Annotated in this window: 21 protein-coding genes; 5 read left to right on the top strand and 16 right to left on the bottom strand. The window is 54.1% G+C overall.

What is annotated here, in order from left to right; genetic code table 11:
* Positions 1-16: 16 nt before the first annotated feature.
* The gene (locus ACZ5ER_RS02410) at positions 17-616 is read left to right on the top strand and encodes an ECF transporter S component (RefSeq protein WP_050002199.1); all 600 of its coding nucleotides are present in this window, start codon (positions 17-19) and stop codon (positions 614-616) included.
* On the opposite strand, the gene ACZ5ER_RS02405 is transcribed toward ACZ5ER_RS02410, so the two are convergent.
* The 4 genes from ACZ5ER_RS02405 to ACZ5ER_RS02390 form a co-directional block, all read right to left on the bottom strand.
* Complete coding sequence (locus ACZ5ER_RS02405; protein ID WP_050002200.1) at positions 613-906, bottom strand: family 4B encapsulin nanocompartment shell protein; 294 nt, start codon at positions 904-906, stop codon at positions 613-615. The genes ACZ5ER_RS02410 and ACZ5ER_RS02405 overlap by 4 nt on opposite strands.
* Positions 903-1574 carry a deoxyribose-phosphate aldolase gene (deoC, locus tag ACZ5ER_RS02400; protein ID WP_464934729.1) on the bottom strand — a complete coding sequence of 224 codons (672 nt, stop codon included), beginning with the start codon at positions 1572-1574 and terminating at the stop codon, positions 903-905. Before deoC ends, ACZ5ER_RS02405 begins: the two co-directional genes overlap by 4 nt.
* Positions 1575-1658: 84 nt before the next feature.
* Positions 1659-2012, bottom strand: a complete 354-nt coding sequence (locus ACZ5ER_RS02395) for a hypothetical protein (RefSeq protein ID WP_464934727.1) — start codon at positions 2010-2012, stop codon at positions 1659-1661.
* Positions 2013-2042: 30 nt separating this feature from the next.
* The gene (locus ACZ5ER_RS02390) at positions 2043-3248 is read right to left on the bottom strand and encodes a CGP-CTERM-anchored Cys-rich protein (RefSeq protein WP_464934726.1); all 1206 of its coding nucleotides are present in this window, start codon (positions 3246-3248) and stop codon (positions 2043-2045) included.
* Positions 3249-3366: 118 nt separating this feature from the next.
* On the opposite strand from ACZ5ER_RS02390, the gene eno reads away from it, so the two are divergent.
* Complete coding sequence (gene eno, locus ACZ5ER_RS02385) at positions 3367-4659, top strand: phosphopyruvate hydratase (RefSeq protein WP_464935058.1); 1293 nt, start codon at positions 3367-3369, stop codon at positions 4657-4659.
* 6 nt (positions 4660-4665) lie between these two features.
* Here the strand turns inward: eno and ACZ5ER_RS02380 are convergent, their stop codons facing one another.
* Positions 4666-5160, bottom strand: a complete 495-nt coding sequence (locus ACZ5ER_RS02380) for a PadR family transcriptional regulator (RefSeq protein WP_464934725.1) — start codon at positions 5158-5160, stop codon at positions 4666-4668.
* Between the two features lie 109 nt (positions 5161-5269).
* On the opposite strand from ACZ5ER_RS02380, the gene ACZ5ER_RS02375 reads away from it, so the two are divergent.
* Together ACZ5ER_RS02375 and ACZ5ER_RS02370 are read left to right on the top strand one after the other, a co-directional pair.
* Positions 5270-8641, top strand: coding sequence for an MMPL family transporter (locus ACZ5ER_RS02375; RefSeq protein ID WP_464934724.1), 3372 nt, complete (start codon positions 5270-5272; stop codon positions 8639-8641).
* A gap of 288 nt (positions 8642-8929) precedes the next feature.
* Entirely contained in the window at positions 8930-9769 is an 840-nt protein-coding gene (locus ACZ5ER_RS02370; RefSeq protein ID WP_464934723.1) for a radical SAM protein, read from the top strand.
* On the opposite strand, the gene ACZ5ER_RS02365 is transcribed toward ACZ5ER_RS02370, so the two are convergent.
* The 10 genes from ACZ5ER_RS02365 to ACZ5ER_RS02320 form a co-directional block, all read right to left on the bottom strand.
* Positions 9762-10097 (bottom strand): hypothetical protein, encoded by a 336-nt coding sequence (locus tag ACZ5ER_RS02365; protein ID WP_464934721.1) that lies wholly within the window; start codon positions 10095-10097, stop codon positions 9762-9764. The genes ACZ5ER_RS02370 and ACZ5ER_RS02365 overlap by 8 nt on opposite strands.
* Before the next feature lie 60 nt (positions 10098-10157).
* On the bottom strand, positions 10158-10442 hold the full coding sequence (locus tag ACZ5ER_RS02360; protein ID WP_464934720.1) for a hypothetical protein: 285 nt from the start codon (positions 10440-10442) through the stop codon (positions 10158-10160).
* Between the two features lie 39 nt (positions 10443-10481).
* Positions 10482-11033 (bottom strand): hypothetical protein, encoded by a 552-nt coding sequence (locus ACZ5ER_RS02355; RefSeq protein ID WP_464934719.1) that lies wholly within the window; start codon positions 11031-11033, stop codon positions 10482-10484.
* A 4-nt stretch (positions 11034-11037) separates the two neighbouring features.
* Positions 11038-11337, bottom strand: a complete 300-nt coding sequence (locus ACZ5ER_RS02350; protein ID WP_464934718.1) for a hypothetical protein — start codon at positions 11335-11337, stop codon at positions 11038-11040.
* A gap of 98 nt (positions 11338-11435) precedes the next feature.
* Positions 11436-11948 (bottom strand): hypothetical protein, encoded by a 513-nt coding sequence (locus ACZ5ER_RS02345; RefSeq protein ID WP_050002210.1) that lies wholly within the window; start codon positions 11946-11948, stop codon positions 11436-11438.
* 46 nt (positions 11949-11994) lie between these two features.
* A complete protein-coding gene (locus ACZ5ER_RS02340) occupies positions 11995-12630 on the bottom strand; it encodes a hypothetical protein (RefSeq protein WP_464934717.1) in 636 nt (211 codons plus the stop codon).
* Positions 12602-13000, bottom strand: coding sequence for a hypothetical protein (locus ACZ5ER_RS02335; RefSeq protein WP_464934716.1), 399 nt, complete (start codon positions 12998-13000; stop codon positions 12602-12604). The genes ACZ5ER_RS02340 and ACZ5ER_RS02335 overlap by 29 nt, the downstream gene beginning before the upstream one ends.
* 300 nt (positions 13001-13300) lie before the next feature.
* The gene (locus tag ACZ5ER_RS02330) at positions 13301-13753 is read right to left on the bottom strand and encodes an Lrp/AsnC family transcriptional regulator (RefSeq protein WP_050002212.1); all 453 of its coding nucleotides are present in this window, start codon (positions 13751-13753) and stop codon (positions 13301-13303) included.
* 56 nt (positions 13754-13809) lie between these two features.
* The gene (locus ACZ5ER_RS02325; RefSeq protein WP_050002213.1) at positions 13810-14364 is read right to left on the bottom strand and encodes an XTP/dITP diphosphatase; all 555 of its coding nucleotides are present in this window, start codon (positions 14362-14364) and stop codon (positions 13810-13812) included.
* A gap of 47 nt (positions 14365-14411) precedes the next feature.
* Complete coding sequence (locus ACZ5ER_RS02320; protein WP_050002214.1) at positions 14412-14900, bottom strand: adenosine-specific kinase; 489 nt, start codon at positions 14898-14900, stop codon at positions 14412-14414.
* A gap of 81 nt (positions 14901-14981) precedes the next feature.
* Between ACZ5ER_RS02320 and ACZ5ER_RS02315 the strand changes: the two genes are divergently transcribed.
* Positions 14982-15902, top strand: a complete 921-nt coding sequence (locus ACZ5ER_RS02315) for a winged helix-turn-helix transcriptional regulator (RefSeq protein ID WP_464934715.1) — start codon at positions 14982-14984, stop codon at positions 15900-15902.
* On the opposite strand, the gene ACZ5ER_RS02310 is transcribed toward ACZ5ER_RS02315, so the two are convergent.
* Complete coding sequence (locus tag ACZ5ER_RS02310; RefSeq protein ID WP_050002216.1) at positions 15899-16825, bottom strand: SPASM domain-containing protein; 927 nt, start codon at positions 16823-16825, stop codon at positions 15899-15901. The genes ACZ5ER_RS02315 and ACZ5ER_RS02310 overlap by 4 nt on opposite strands.
* Positions 16826-16879 lie beyond the last annotated feature (54 nt).

Below are 16879 nucleotides of genomic sequence, written 5' to 3'. Positions count from 1 at the left end.
TAACTTGGGTGATTGAATGGACGAGACACTGGTCGAGCTTTCGAGGTATACCCCCTATGCGTTTGCGGTTGCAATAGTGGTCTTTGTGCTCTATCTGTGGCTCAACCGCCGGAAGTTCAGAAACGTCAATGTTGTAGCCGTTGCAGGAGTTTCAACGGCGCTCGTTGCCGTCGCGACGAGGGCAATCAACATCCCCACGCCGGCCACAGGAGGATACATCAACCTCGGCGACACGATGGTCATGTTCGTCGCAATGGTCTTCGGGCCCGTGATTGGGACCTTCGCCGGCGGTGTGGGTTCGGCCCTTGGAGACGTTATATCCGGATATCCCGGCTGGGCACCGGTAACACTCATCATAAAGGGCATCGAGGGCCTCGTAGTCGGCTACATATCCCAGAAGTTCGAAGGCGTCGGGGGCCTCATAGTAGCTGGAACGGTAGGCGGAATACTCATGGTCTCAGGCTACTTCCTCTTCGAGTACTACGCCTTCGGCTTCAGCAATGCGTACAGCGAGCTCCCAGGGAACCTTGCCCAGGCGGTTACTGGAATAATCGTCGGAACTGGGCTTGCTAACGCAATAAAGAAAAGATATCCGGAAATCGAGAGCCTTCTTTAAACGTCCAGTTTCTCCAATTCTTTCCAGACCCTCTCTTCCTCAAGGAATGGCTCAACTGAAATCCTGCGGGAGGCCTTCTTTATCTGGCTGAGGTAGTTTGAGTCCGCTATCACCGCATCGTAGCCAAGCTCGTCTATCCTGTAGATTTTAAGGCCCAGCGACGGCAGGAGCTCCCTGGCGTGCTCGATAAACCCTGGCCCAGCGAGCATTATGTCCGGGTTCATGTCGTCCTTCTTGAGCTCCTCAATGGCCTTGAGTATGACCTCTTTCAGCTCCTCAATGTTCTTCATTTTTGGGCGCCCTCCACAATTTTTACACCGCTCGACGTGCCAATCCTGTTCGCACCGGCCTCTATCATGGCAACGGCCTGATCGTAAGTCCTTATTCCGCCGGAAGCCTTAACGCCCATCTCGGGGCCGACTACCTTTCTCATCAGCCTGACGTCCTCAACTGTGGCACCGCCGCTTCCAAAGCCGGTCGAAGTCTTCACGAAGTCTGCTCCCGCCTCCTTTGCCAGCTCACAGGCCTTGACCTTCTCCTCGTCGGTTAGGTAGCAGGTCTCGATTATGACCTTGACCTTTGCCCCTTTCTCGTGCGCTACCTTCACGACCTCCTCTATGTCCCTCTTTACGTACTCGTAGTCCCCGTCCTTGAGGGCGCCTATGTTGATGACCATGTCGAGCTCATCGGCGCCGTCGTCAAGGGCCTTCTTTGCCTCGAAGACCTTGACTTCCGTTGGCGTTGCTCCGAGCGGGAAGCCGATGACGCTGGCAACCTTGACGTCCGCCCCCTTCCCGCTCAGGTAGTCTTTGGCGAGCTTGACGCGGTAGGGGTTCACACAGACAGCGTAGAAGCCGTACTGGATTGCCTCATCGCAGAGCTTGATGATGTCCTCCTTCGTCGCGTAAGGCTTTAGATGGGTATGGTCTATGTAGCGTGCAATCTCGCGGGCATTCATTGATGACCACCTGAAGTGAGTAGCTTGAAAGAACTATTTAGCGTTTTCTCTCCTTCGTTAGGGAAGAACCGAGATTATTGATTTTCAAAGCGTCTGACCTCCTCCCCGCCCTAAAGGGCGAGGCTTGGAAAAGAGAAAAGTCAAGCTTCTCAGGACGGTGATGAGCTGTTCTTCCACGGAGGAATCTTCAAGCTCGGGCCTTACTTCTCCCCGTGCTATGGCGTCAAGAACTTCAACAGCGTTGTCCCAGCTCTCCTCAAGGGTTTCGCCCTTGGGAATCGGGTTCCTGAGGACGTGCCAGCGCCCGGTTTCCTCCGAGTAGACAAGAACCCTCGGAATGTAGTCGATGTCCAGGAAGGTGTTGTCGAGGCTCAGCTCGATTCTGAGGCCGTCGAGCTCGATGTAACCTTCTTCCCGGAGCTTTCGTTTCCAGTCCATGATAAAAAGTTAAAGAATGTGTTTAAAAGCTCATCTCTTCCAAAGTAGGGCGACCAGAGACAACCCAACCATCAGGGCAGGGCCGCAGATTTCCCCGCTCGGCGGGCCATTAGTCGAAGTCGTAGTATCTGTTGAGGGCGGCTGAGTTGCGGTTGGCCCGACATAAGCCGTTCCGTTCGGGAGGTCGTAGGCGGGCACAACGGGCGAGGTGCACCTGACCAGGGAGGGGTCTTTGCTCTCATCGTAGGGTATCCAGGCATAAGTGCCGTTTTTTGTCTCGTACCAGCCGATGTGAGAGTTCCAGCCGGCCTTTCCAGGCCCGGCAACCCTGGTTATTGCCTCGATGTCTTCATCGTTTATCTGGAGGACTCCCACTTCCCTCAGCCACTCAAGCTCTGTCTTTACCGCTACGGATAAGTTTACCTCGGAGGGGTCTATTACGGGGGCAATCTCCACCTGGGGCGAAATTGCAGGGTCCGATAGTGGCAGGCAGTCAACTCCAAAGGCGGAGAGAAACTCCCCGACCGCGGCCTTAAGCTCATCGGGCCCCACGCCGCGAGCTTCGGCTTCCACCTCCACGAGACCCGCCCGGATAACCTGTGATGGGTCAACCCCATGCTTTCTAAGGCATGATTTAAAGTCCCCGTTCGGCTTCCAGGTGCAGAACCCGTTTACACAGCCACAGCTCGTCAGCGAGAAACACTCATACCACGGCTTATAAACACAGGGAGTTACTATCTTCGCGGCCTCGTTTCTGGGGGCGCAGACCTCCCCGGAGCAACCGCCAGTGGCGCAGTCCCTGTCAGAATTACACTCGCTCCCGGCTACAGGCTTCAGGGCTATCGTGATGTTGTCCCTTGTAAAGGTCATGTTGGCTATCTCCTTCCAGCCCCCAGCCTTCAGCTTTTCAATAGCGGAGGCAGTCACAAGTAGGGAGGCGTTGAAAGTAACGCTGGCCACTACCTCCGCAGGAATCTGCACCCTCAAGTGCGGGCCGTCGCTGGCGTTCCAGAGCATGACGATGAACCTCTCATCGTAGTGGGAGCGGAAAATGAAGGTACCGTTCTCAACTATCGCGTTGTGGAGAGCGTTGAAAGTCGGATAGGGCCTGTAAACTATCCCCGGCTTGTTCAGGACTACCTCAACGGCGTAGAAATCCGCAGGACTCACGCAAGCCTTCACGAGGGGAGCAGAGAACAACACCAGGAGCACGATAAATGCGACAGCTTTCCGCATTATCACTCACCGAAATGAGAATATGCAAACGGATATATACGCCTATCCATTGCTTCAGCCCGGATTGAAGCTAAAACCTTTATATGCCCACCCGCGAATATCACCCGAGGTGATTGATATGGAGAACCCGTTTGAGATAACCGGAGTCGTTGCCAGAGAGATACTCGACAGCAGGGGAAACCCAACGGTTGAAGTCGAGGTCTACACGCCGGTCAGCATGGGAAGGGCCGCAGTGCCGAGCGGTGCCTCAACCGGAACCCACGAGGCCCTTGAGCTCCGCGACGGCGGAAGCCGCTACCACGGAAAGGGAGTTAAGAGGGCCGTTGAGAACGTCAACAAGATAATAGCCCCGGAGATCATCGGTATGGACGTCACCTGGCAGAGAGACATAGATATGCTCATGCTTGAGCTCGACGGCACCGAGAACAAGAGCAACCTCGGTGCCAACGCCATACTCGGCGTTTCTCTGGCCGTTGCCAAAGCGGCCGCCAACGCCCTCGGACTTCCACTCTACCAGTACATCGGCGGAACAAACGCCTACGTCATGCCAGTCCCGATGAGCAACGTCATCAACGGCGGTGTCCACGCGGGCAACGAGCTCGACTTCCAGGAGTTCATGATAATGCCCGTTGGAGCGAGCTCCTTTAGGGAGGCCATAAGGTGGGTCAGCGAGACCTACCACGTCCTCAAGAAGGTCATCGCCGAGCGCTATGGTAAAAACGCCGTCAACGTCGGCGACGAGGGTGGCTTTGCCCCGCCGATGAAGGAGGTCACCGAGCCTCTCGACGTCCTCATTAAGGCCATTGAGGAGGCCGGCTACAAGCCCGGCGACGAGATTGCCTTCGCCCTTGACGCCGCTTCCAGCGAGTTCTACGACGAGGCCAAGGGCAAGTACGTGGTCAGTGGAAAGGAGTACGACAGGGGAGAGCTCCTCGAGCTCTACAGGGAGCTCGTCACCACCTACCCGATAGTCTCCATCGAGGACCCGTTCCAGGAGGAGGACTGGGAAGGCTTCGTCATGATAACCAAGGAGCTCGGCAGGAAGGTTCAGATAGTCGGCGACGACCTCTTCGTCACCAACCCAAGGAGGATAAGGAAGGGCATCAAGATGGGCGCCGCCAACGCGCTCCTCCTCAAGGTCAACCAGATTGGAACGCTCAGTGAGGCGATAGACGCAGCTTACACCGCCTTTAGGGCCGGCTATGGAGTCGTTGTCTCCCACAGGAGCGGAGAGACCGAGGACAGCACTATAGCAGACCTCGCCGTTGCCCTCAACGCCGGCCAGATCAAGACCGGCGCCCCAGCCAGGAGCGACAGGAACGCCAAGTACAACCAGCTCATACGCATAGAGGAGGAGCTCGAGGGCATAGCCGTCTATCCTGGCAAGAAGTTCAGGAACCCGTTCCTCTGATGGGGCTTAGGCTTCCTCTTCCCCTTTCTTCTTTGCCTCAAGCATCTCTCTGAGGGCCCTTCTCTTGGCGTTGAGTATCTCACAGACCCTGTCAAGGACTTTAAGGTATTCCTCTATAGCCTCTCTGGCAAGCTCCCGCCCGTAGCCCAGCTCCTCCAGCTTTTTCCTCAGGGCTTCATGGTACTGGAAGGTTATGTAGAGGGACTGAAGAGCCACTTCGTTCGCCTCCCGGAGGTATTCCCATCCCTTTTCAGTTAGGGTGTACTTGATGAGCTTCCGTTTTCCGTGGTACTCTTCCCTCGGCTCCAGAAGGCCTTCTTCAACCATCTTGCTCAGCATGTTGTAGAGGTTGCCGTGGCTCGGCTTCCACGTCCCCCGGCTTATTTTCTCAATCTCCTTGAGGATTTCATACCCATGGGCCTCGCCCTTGAATCCCACAATGACGAGTATGAGATGTCTGATGGGGGCCAGGAACATCTCTCGCAGGGATGAGCGGGGCATAATACCACCTCGAAAGGTTTATAAGATATGTTTGTCTCAAACATATTTGTCGATATGTTTCCTTCGAATATATTATGCTGACCTCCTTAAAAGATTTGAGGTGGTAGTAATGGCGTGGAACGAGTGGATAGCGAAGCACCCGAAGACGGTGCTGGCAGTCTGGGTCGTGCTCATCGTGGTTCTGGCGCCTTTAGCGGGGAAAATCGGTGAGCTGACCGACTATAGCACAGAGCAGATGGTATCCCACAACATAGAGTCCATCAGAGTCCAGGACATCATGAGCGAGGAGTTCACCGGAGCTCAGAACGAAGACATGACGTACCTGCTGATAACGAACATCAGCGTCAACGACGAAAACGCGAGGAAAGCCTATTACGCGTTTAAGGACCGCGTTGAGGGCAGGTACGCCACGAACGTAACCTCCTACTACGACGCCCTCGACATGCTCTGGGACATGGACTACGAGCTGACCCTCAACATCACGAGGATGACCGCTAACATCACGGGAGTCCTCTACACGACAGTTAAGGGCGTCAACGACGGCTACGGAATGGTTCTGAGCCAGACGCTCCTTCTGAAGAACACAACCGAAATGGTAAGGGGAAGCCTCGTTGAAACCGCGGGGGCGTATCTGGCCCTCAAGGCCAACATGACGGCCCTCTACACTCAGCTCAATTCAACTGCCACTCTTCTCAGGGCCGCCGACGGGGCATACCTCCAGATATGCGCTCAGAACCCGAATATGACCACTCAGGAGAAAGTCCTGGCCCTTCAGAACGCCCTTGAGAGCCAGGTTCCTGAGAACCAGAAAGCAATCGTCCCCGTCATAGCCCAGACCGTTGTGTCCGCAGACCCCTACTGCAAAGGTACGCTCCTCTCGAATGATGAGCTCCTCAGGAACACCACGGTCGAACTCGTGTACGGCATGGTCGCGGATACTGGCCTTGAACTCCCCAAGGAGGTTCTCTTCCAGCTGTACGACAGTAAGGGTAATGAGGCCGTTATAGACGCCCTCACCAAGAGCATTCTCAAGGGCCAGATAGCCCAGATGATGGAAAACCTCGCCCCGAACCCCGAGGCCGTTGCGGAGGCAATCGTTGAGGAGGTCGCGAAGGACCCGCAGGGAATAATAAGCGGGGAGAGGCTTGAGGACGCCACGGTCTCAGTCGTCCTTGCCATGGTGCCGCAGAAAACCGACGAAACTGAGAGCCTCGTCAGGGCCCTCTATGAGGGAGCCGATCCAAAGGAGCTCGCAAAGGAGCTCTTCCTCAAGGGAATGGGGGAGCAGTCCGGAGAGCAGGAGATGCCCGAGGAGTTCAAAGAAACAATGGAGGCCCTCATCGAGCAGGTCATAGAGAACTACCCGCTGAGCGAGGAGGAAATCGAGAGCCTTGTGAAGAAGACAGTCCTCTCGACTATATCGAGCTACGCGAAGGACAACCCCTACGGAGTCGAGCTGAAGTTCAACGAGACCCTGCTGGCTGAGATAGCCTTCCGCTTCAAAGACAACCCCAGTGCGATAACGAGGGAGGACGTCAAGCCCCTCGCGGAGGAGCTCTGGCCGGTTGTCAAGGAGAAGGCAGGAACCTACCTCAGCATGCTCAAGAGCGAGGACAACACCACGGTTCTCATAACGTTCATGCCGCTGGGAGAGCCCGGCCCCGATACAGACCCGTACCTCTACTACGCCCAGAACGCCACGAAGGTCAAGGAAATAGCCCTCGAGGAGTTCGGAAAGTACTTCCCTGACGCCTTCGGGGCCCTCGGAGGAACCCCCGTCCAGTCGCACGAGATGACCGCGTACGGCCGGAGCGATAACCAGAAGACCAGCCAGGCGAGCATCATAGGCGCCCTCGTCGTGCTGTTCATACTCATGGGAGGGGCCCTCCTGGCGACGTTACTGCCCTTCACGGGCGTCGCAACCTCTGCGCTTACGGCCCTCGGAATAGCGTACCTGCTCACGAAGGGTGGAATCCTCAACATCGGAAGCTGGGCCCAGATGCTCACCATAACGACCGCCCTCGGTCTTGGAATTGATTACTCGACCTACTACGTCCACCGCTTCAAGGAGTACATAGCCGAGGGCTATGAGCACGAGAAGGCCGTCGCAGAGGCACTCAAGAGGGCTAAGGACGCCGTCCTAGCGAGCGCATTCACGGACATCATAGCCTTCGCGAGCTTCGTCCTTGCCTGGGAGTTCCCGATATTCCAGCAGATGGGAATGGTAATCCCGCTGGCGGTCATAGCTGTGCTCCTCGCCAGCCTGACGTTCATACCGGCAATAACGGCCCTCATAGGCGACAAGGCGATATTCTGGTGGCCGAGGCACATAAAGCACATCGAAACGCTCGATGTCCACGAGAGGAGCAGAATAGCCGAGTGGGTCGTTAACCACGCCAAGGTCGTCCTGCTCATAGGCCTCCTGATAGCGGTTCCTGCAACTTACACGTTCTTCACGTTCGAGGGAACCCACGACATGAGCCTCTTCCTGCCGGAGGGAAGCGAGACATTAACGTTCATGCAGCTGAGCCAGGAGAAGCTCGGAGCGGCCATAACATCCCCGAACTACGTCATAATTGACCTCGGCCACAGCATAAGGGACGACGACCTCAAGGTGATAGAGGAAATAACTGCCCACATAACGACGATGGAAGGCGTCAAGGCCGTCTACTCACCTACCAGGCCCTACGGCGAGCCGGTGAGCAACCTGACTCTGTCAGCGGTCAAGGCGCTCGGAGGAGACAGGTTCATCTCAAGCAAGGGCGACAAGGTGATGATTCAGATAGACCCGGTCTACAAACCGACAGACGACAGGGCCAAGGAGCTCGTCAAGGCGCTGAGAAGCTACATTGCAGAGCTTGAGAAGGAGGGCAAGATAAAGGAGGGACTCGTCGGCGGAGGGGCGGCGCTCTCAATGGACCTCACCGACAGGATAAACGACATCTTCTGGCACAGGATAATTCCAGTGGCCCTCGTGCTGATGTTCCTCTCGCTGATACCGACGCTCAAGGGACTGCCGGCGGTCGTCTCGACGATGATGACAATATTCCTCGGCGTCATGACGAGCATCTGGGTCTCGACGTGGCTCTTCGGCAGGGTCTTTGACCAGGAAATCATGTGGTTCCTGCCGCTCATGGTCTTCGTAGTGCTCATGGGAGTCGGCATAGACTACAACAGCTTCTACCTCGTCAAGGCCAGGGACGAGTTCGAAAGAAGGTCGCCGAAGGACGCCCTCGTCGTGGCGGCGGGAACCATGGACACCCTTGTAATAGGCCTTGCCGTGGTCCTGGCGAGCACCTACGGCGCGCTGATGTTCAGCAGCACGTGGGGAACGAGGGAGATAGGCTTTGCATTGGCCGCTGGAGTCCTGCTGACGGCAACGATGGCGGTGTACTTCATAGGCCCCGCCTTCATGAGCCTCTTCGGCGAGAAGGCCTGGTGGCCGCTGTTCAAGAACCAGGGAGAGGCCAAGAAGGAGTGACCCTTTCCCATTTTTGTCCCGGAAGGGTTTTTAGCCCCTTTTCACTTTTCTCCATGAAGTTCATTCAAAAAGGTGGCCAATGAAGGGGGCGGAAACTTCACCAACTACAACCCCCCGTTCTGCAGGGTGATTAAAATGGTGGAAAGAAGGAAACTCAAAATTTACATCCCCGGAATCAAATTCCCCCCGCAGGATTGGGGGGTTTCACCCCCCACGTCCTTGCTAACCTCCTTCCCCCGAAGGTGAGACTTCGCCCACTGCAACCCCCGGCTCTGAAAGGTGATTGAAATGGAAGCAGAAAAAAAGAAACTGAAGATATACATCCCCGGAATCAAATTTCCCTCTGTCTCGCTCACGGGGAGCTACTGCGCCCTCAACTGCGCCCACTGCGGGAGGCACTACCTTGAGGGCATGAAGAAGCCCAAAAAGAGGGAGCTCGTTGACTTCTGCCTCGACCTCGAGCGCTCCGGCGGGCTGGGCTGTCTGCTGAGCGGGGGAATGGATTCACGCCTGAAGGTACCGATTGACAGGTACGCAGACGAGCTGAGGGAGATTAAGAGGAGAACGAACCTGAAGCTCAACGCCCACGTCGGCTTCATAGATGAGAGCGATTTGGAATGGCTGAAATACGTTGATGTCGTTTCCCTCGACTTCGTCGGCGATGACGACGTGATAAGGCGAGTTTACAAAATAGACAAGAATGTAGAAGATTACCTTCGCATAGTTGAACTTCTGACCGAGAACGAAATCCGCGTGGCGCCACACATAACGATAGGCCTCGACTTCGGGAGAATCCACTGGGAGTACCGGGCGATTGACATGCTCATGGAGTATCCAATAGACGTCCTCGTGCTGGACGTTCTCATCCCGACGAAGGGGACGGAGATGGAGAGCGTTCCAAAGCCGTCAGTGGAGGAGAGTCTGAAGGTCGTGAAGTACGCGCGCGAACGCTTCGACGGAGAGATAAGCATAGGCTGCATGCGGCCGCTGGGAAGGTGGAGGCTTGAGTTCGACAGGGGGGCCGTCTTGGCAGGGGTTGACAGGCTGACGAACCCGCCGAGGAAAATCATAGAGTGGGCAAAAACTGTTAGAGACGTCGAGATAATCTACGAGTGCTGTGTTATGTGAGAGCATCAACGAATCGCTCGACGTGCCTTACCGTAGCCCGGGCCAGTGACGAGCGGCCGTTAACGCGCTCAATCAGGGCATTTATCGAGTTTTTGCCTTCAACGAGAACCCCCAAGGCGAGTTCAATGAATTCTCGCGCGCTCATTCTGTAGGCCCGACCATTGTCGAAAATCCAAATCAGAGAGTTTCCACTCCTTAAAAGCACCGCATGAACGGTCGGGTCAAAGGCTCCAAAGTCCATGTCCAAGTAGAGTTTGACCTTTACTCGCGTTCTCCTTGCCCAGTCGGGGAGCTCTCCAATGGGCTTCAGCACGTCCTCAGGAACCATCCTGCCGTCTCCTGCGGGCGTTTTAACTCCCGGTCCCCCAATGAACTTCCTGAACTCGTTCTACCTTCCGAGCGCGTATAAAATTCCAGCTATGAAGTTTCCAAGAAAGCGGGGGAAGCTTACGGTGGTGGAGAGAACGTTGATGTTCCTGGGAACCTCAGTTAGGAGTGAAGGGTTCTCAATCCAGTGACCCTTAACGGGCAGGTAGTGCCTGAGAAAATTGTCGAAGTCAAAAAGTACTTCTGTCCACTCCAAAAGCTCATCCACGCTTTTAGCGGTTGAATACGGACTCGTTCCTGGAAGATACCAGTAAATCCCCGGAGCACTGTGAGGGGTCATGTTCATCACCCGATACCGGGCATTCTCCTGAATTGGCATCGGCCATTAAACACCTCCCCTGCCTGTGAGCCTTTCGAACTCCCTTTCCGCGTCCCTAATGGCATCATTGACGGCTTTTAAAAGAACCTTCTTCGGGACTCTGAGGGCTGTGAAGGAATACAGGACGAACGCCAGCAAAAATTCATCCTCCCCAGATTTTGCCGCATAGATGACCTCAAAGGGGTCGTAGGTTGAGAGGGTAAAACGGACGAATGGAGGAACCGCTCCTGCCGAGAGCTTTTTAATGCCAGCCAGTTCGCGGAGAAGGCCCCTGTCCTCCGGCCTTTTAAGCCCGCTGGAGGAGAGCCCCTTGATTTCGCCATCCAAGTCCCACTTTACCCGCCACCTTTCACCGGGCAGTTTGCCGTCCGCCACGAAATCCTTGAGAAGTTTAAGCTCCTCAACGTATCCCTCGAGATTAACGAACGCTTCCAGTACGTACGTGCTCCCGTAAACTTGAACTTCGTACTCGTCCATAACGTCCTCAGGTTCACCGAACATCTCAAGCATTTCAGGTGAAGGCAGCTTTAGCTTGAACCTGAGCCACTCCATCCGCACCGATTTACCGTGGAGAACCGCCTTCATATTTTGGAGAGGTCTGAACTATCCCGGAAAGCTTTTTACGGGTGACGTGTACCTTTCCCCCATCCGGTAAGGTCAGGCAAACCCTTCCACCTTCTGCCCTTATCTTCAGGTCCCAGAGCCTTTCTGGCGGGTTCTCCATTGATTGGAGCGCCTTTAGGGAGCTCATGAATTCATCCAGCACCACCGGGTCTTCACTAATGAAAACAGGCCCGTCTTCGAGCACCAGCACGGGGAAGCCCCTGTCTCCATCCTGGAGGAAGAAAGAGAATGTAATCACGCCTCACACCTCAAGCATTCGACGTATTTCCCTTTTCCATCTGGGGGGTATTCGTTCCTTAAGCTGTCCGGAACTTCAGTATCAAGCATTCCACGGCATCAACCCTCGAGCACGTCCTTATACTTGCTCTTCCGCACGAGCTCTTTAACTCTCTCAAGCCCTGTCAGGTAGGCTTCGTCCCTGGTTCCCTTCAGGTACTCCTCGAGGAATTCCAGGGCGGCTTTAACATACTCCCTGACTTCGACTCTCTCCCTACCGACAAACCGCTCGTTTTCGAAGGCTTCAATAAGCAGGTAATCGCCCTCCTTCCTGAACACCACGGGAGAAATCGGCTCGTAAGTGCCAAAACCCACCTCGAGCTTTCCGCCCCTGCAGTTCCTTCTTATCACCCTCCTCTCGTCCTCCTCGAACTTTTCAAGCACGTAGGGAATTTCATCGCATGACGAGACTGCAAAGGTTACTGTGGCGAGGATTGCCGCCAGCGCCTGCACAATGTAGCAGAGCGCCAATACAAACTCTTTTCCGTTAACCTCCACCTCGATCTCAGCCCCAAATCCTTCGGATTCCTCCAGCTCTTCAAGCGAGGTATCAACCGAGAACTTAACCGGCATTAAGACCACCCCCGGCTTTTTCTTTAAAAAATTTAAAGGTGGCGGGTCAATCCAAGTAAGCTGTGATAAATTTGTAAATTCCCCGTGCTCTATCGTACGATAGGACGACTCTAACCTTCCTGCCTACCCACTTGCCCCTAAAATATCCGAACCTCTTTTCGACCACGAACTTGCGGGGAGTGTGCTCGGGGTCACTGCAGTCAATTCTTCCTTTCTTGATTGTTTCTCCGATTAAGGAAAGAATGAAGTCTGCGCTCCAGTCAGAGGGAAAGACTGTCAGTTTTCCTTTTTTGCCCAGCCTCTGTCTTAGAATGTGCCGTTTAATAAAATGAACTGCCCCATATTTGTCGTTACCTTTTTCAATGATGACGTCTCCTTCTGGGAAGTAACTACCACAGGCATATCTTCCCCTGAACTTTACCCGAAAGTTCTTGTACTGCTTGTCAAACTCTTTTGCAAGCTTCTTCGCCTTGTTAGCGTCCCATCCGTTGAGATATGCCTGTGCAAGGAGTTTGCCGTATTCCTTCGGGCTGAATAAGTCTTCGACAGCCTTGACCTCGTCCCTGGTTATTGTGATGATGGGCTTCACTATGATGGCTTCCTTTTTGAGGCCCCACCATTTCTTCTTAACGTAACCGTAACCAATTTCTGCTTTAGTTCCCCCAAAAGTTCTTGTTCTCAATTCCCTTAGCCAGTTCCTGATTGCCGTCCTTAATCTTGTCAGGAATCTCGCTTACGAAGGCCTCGGTGAACTCGCTGACGGGTTTCGAATACACGTACTTGGCAATGGCCGCGACAATGCTCCCTATGGCCACTATCCAGCCAATACCCGGGACAAAGACCTCAAGGAAAGGCTCCACAACAACAGTGGCGCCTCCGAACTGTGGCTGAACCTCATTCCCCGGCCCCTTCTCAGGACTGAACTCTTGTGGAACTTTTACAGTGCCGTTCGCCGTCGCGTTAACGAAGCTTGCCGCGGCGCTCGCTCCACTGACGGTCATCCCAAGGAAGAGCAACACGAGGGCCAAAGCAAGAACCCTCTTCCAGCCCAAGCGGATCACCTCCAATGTTGTTCAGATGGATAACAAATCCAAAACTTAAAGAGTTTACTGTTTTAAGTATTGTCACGGGAATGTAAATTGGAAATACATTACTACTCCACAAAAATTCAATTACATCCCCAGAACAGCACAGTTAAAGGGGCTCCAAAGAGATTAATAGCCAACCAGAAAATCGGAAAATAAAAACCAGCCAAAGGAACCCATTTGCATGTTTACGAACTTAATGGAAATGCAGGGCTCACCCTTCCTCGCATCATCATAAATCAGAAAGGAGAACGCCGATCATCGCCCTCAGACTTCTTCTTTTACCGTGACAAATGAGACCATTGTTACTGTCTGATCTATGCCCTTTATCTCCCTGAGCCTGTCCACGACTATCTTTCCTATCTCCTCAGCGTTCGGTGCGCGAACTTTTATTAGCAAGTCCCACTCACCGGCAACGATGTGGACCTCATAGACGCCCTCAAGGGCAGCGACCCTCTCGGCTACTTCCCTCTGAGTGAGCCCCGAATCAGGGTCGTAGCGCGCCAGTATGAAGGCTGTCGTTCCCAGGTCAAGTTTCTTGTAGTTGGGCTTAACCGTGAACTTCTCGATTATCCCTTCATCAACCAGCTTCTTTATCCTGTAGTGCACTGTCGTCCTCGGGATGCCAAGTTTCTTGCTCAGAGATGCTATGTTCTCCCTGGCGTTTTCCTTAAGTTCCCTCAACAACCTTATGTCTGTAGCATCAAGCGAACTCGCCATCGCGATCCCCTTTTGTCATTATTACAATTCACACCGTGATAATTGGAATGATTTCATTATTTAAGGTTTTCCTTTAACCAAGTTGCAAAAGCGTGCAACGCCCTGCCCCTGTGAGATATCCTGTTCTTTTCGTCCGTTGTCATTTCGGCAAAAGTTCGGTCGAAACCTGAAGGTCTGAATATGGGATCGAACCCGAATCCACCGGTTCCCCTCGGCTCCTCGGTTATAACACCATCCACCCTGCCCTCAAAAATGTGAAGCTCACCGTCCCAGTACGCCACGATGCTCTTGAAATAGGCCCTCCTGTCCTCAATGCCCCCCATAAGCTTCAGGATACCGTTTATTCCAAGAGTTTTGTAGACGTAGGCAGAATAAACCCCCGGAAAACCGTTAAGGGCCGAAATAAACAGGCCCGAATCATCTATGAAGAAAGGACCCTCAACTCTCTCCGCCAGCCATTTTACCCCGTAGTCCGCCACCTCCTCGAGGGAATCCGCCTGTATCTCTGGATACTCAACCTTCAGCTGGTAGACTTCCAACCCAACGCTGGCAAGGTACCTCCTGGCCTCCTCCACCTTACCAGGATTTGAAGTTATAAAAGCAACCCTCATCGAACCACCGTAGAAAGGTATAAGGAAAGTCCTAAAAAAGTATGGCTTCAGTCGATCTTGTAGCCTATCTTCTCCACGAGCTCCCTGCGCTCCTTCCTCTGCTCCTCGGTCTCTATTTTGTTGGCCGCCTTGCCGTCAACAACTCCAAGGACGCTCCGTCCAAGGTCGGTCTCGGCGACGATGACCTGGAACGGGTTCTCGCTGGCGCCGTAGACCATGACCACAGCTGGGTGGTTCTTGACGGTGTTCAGGACGTTTATCGGGAAGGCGTTCTTCATCAGGATGACGAAGACATGGCCCGCGCCGATTTTCACGGCGTTCTTTGCGGCGAGCTCTTCAAGCTCCTTGTCGTTTCCGGTGTAGCGCGTGAGCTGGGGCTTGGCTTCGTTCATTGCTATGCCGAACTTTATCCCTGGAACAGCCGTGAGAAGGGCCCTCGCAAGGTCGTCAACCGTGAATATCGAGAAGTTACCCTGTCCGATTATGACCTCCACGCCCTCGGGCTTTTCAATGTCAACGACTTCAATCTTCACCATGGCCACCACCGGAAGAATTTAATAACCGAGGGGATATAACTTTTTCCGAGGGGTAATTTTTCAACTGCGGTGGTGCCGCGAATGGGCGAGGTTAAACAAGATGAAATCGAATTCCTCGTGGAGCTTCTGAGTAAGTACCCCCTCGAAAGCCTCAGAAAAATAGCCTCGACCGAGGGGATAGACTATTACAGACTGAAGAGAATTTACGACCGCTATTACGGTAAATACCTTGTCATCAGTGCCACATACAACATACGGCGTATCGGACTGAAGAGCTTTGTCGGATTTCTCAGCGTCCCGGCCGAAAGGCTTATGGAAGTCGCCGTTAGGATGACAAAAAACCCCTTCATCGGCTACGTTAACCCGGCGTTCGGGTTCAAGAACGGCCTGTCAATCATCTTCTACGTCCCGAAAGACCAGGTGAAGGATATAGACGAGATGCTCGCCAAATATTCCGATGACTTTGAATACTACGAGGTCTGGGCGTATCCACCCCCCGAAAAGCCCAGAGAGTGGGGAGACTGGGAGCTGGGCCACGACTACGCGGTCCTGATGGACATCTTGAAATGGGACGCACGGACGCCGATAAAGCGAATAGCAGAGCGGCTCGACAAGACGAGACCAACGATAAGGTACATGATAAACAGGCTCAGGGAGAAGAAAATCCTCACCGGGTTCTCCCCCATGGTGGATATGAACGTCCACGACAGGGGCGTTATTGGAATATCAAGCGAAATCAAAGAAGACGTCCTGAACAGGTTCAAAGAGTACGAAATCATGGCAGGATACCTCCCGGGCAGGGGCTACCTCCTTGAATGGTTCTTCTCATCGAAGGAGGACATGGGGGGAAAGGTTCTGGAGTTCAGCGCCTACGTAGAAAAGCTCCTGATAGAGTACTTTGAACCGAGCTTCAAAGAGCTTAATGACGGCAACAAAAAGACAGCGTTCCAGAGAATGGTAAAAGAAGACGGAAGCGGCTACCGCTCGATCCTAGAGTTTTAGAGGGATATCAGGCAGTACTCCATGCCGTCTATCTCGCCCGTCGCCTGATACTCAAGGGCCCTGCAGTCGTGGCAGATGTATTTGAACGGACATGTGGCGCAGGTGGGTATGTTGTCCTTCGTCATTCTCCAGAACGACCTAAGCCTCTTTTTCCTCAAAGTCTCCTTGAGTGTCATTCTGGTAAGGTCGCCTGCGACGTAGTTCCTCAGGAGCGGGCAGGGCAGAACGTAGCCGTCAGCGGTGACCGCGACGGTTCCGGAGAGGCAGTCGTGGTACTTCTCCGCACTGGGGTTGTATATCCTGCGGAGCTCAATGACGTTGAAGTTGAGCCTCCTGGCCGAACCCGGGAAGAGGACGTCAACGTAGACTTCGCCTCTGAAACTGCCTGAGAGCAGCCCGGTGCGGAAGTCTTCAGGGGCCACCATTATGAGGGCGCCGTGGAGCCAGGGGTATGCAGAGAGCTCATCGAGGGTGTGCTCTGGGTAGCTGAGCTCCGCGATGAAGTTGACGCCCTCAACCGGGGTAACCTTGTCGAGGTCATCAAAGAGGACAACCGCGTAGACCTCAGGGAACTCAAGCTCGCTCGCGAACACCGAGAGGGCAAGGAGCGTCTCAACGTTGTCGTAGTTGGTAAGCCACACTTCTTTTCCGCCCAACTTCCGGAACTCAAGGAGTATCTCTTTCATTCTCTCAATGCTCAGCGGCTCCCTGCGGAGAATGAACCTGTTGTTGCCAATGCAGCCGATTGAACGGGGGATGCCCTCAACCTCGGAGAACTTTCCCTTACCCGCGCCGAGCTGGAGTATGAGCCTCTCAAGCTTTCCGTTGCTGGTTTTATTCGACCAAGGAGGCTTCGCGACGCTCACCACAGACTGGGACTGAAAAACCTCGCCAGCCGAACCAGCACAAACGGCCTTCTCCATCACCGCTCACCGGGAGCAGGTACGAAGGACGGATATATATACTTTTTCTATTCG

The organism is Thermococcus marinus, assembly GCF_055389025.1.
The sequence above is the reverse complement of the archived record's forward strand: the minus strand, read 5'-3'. Positions and strand labels throughout refer to the sequence as shown.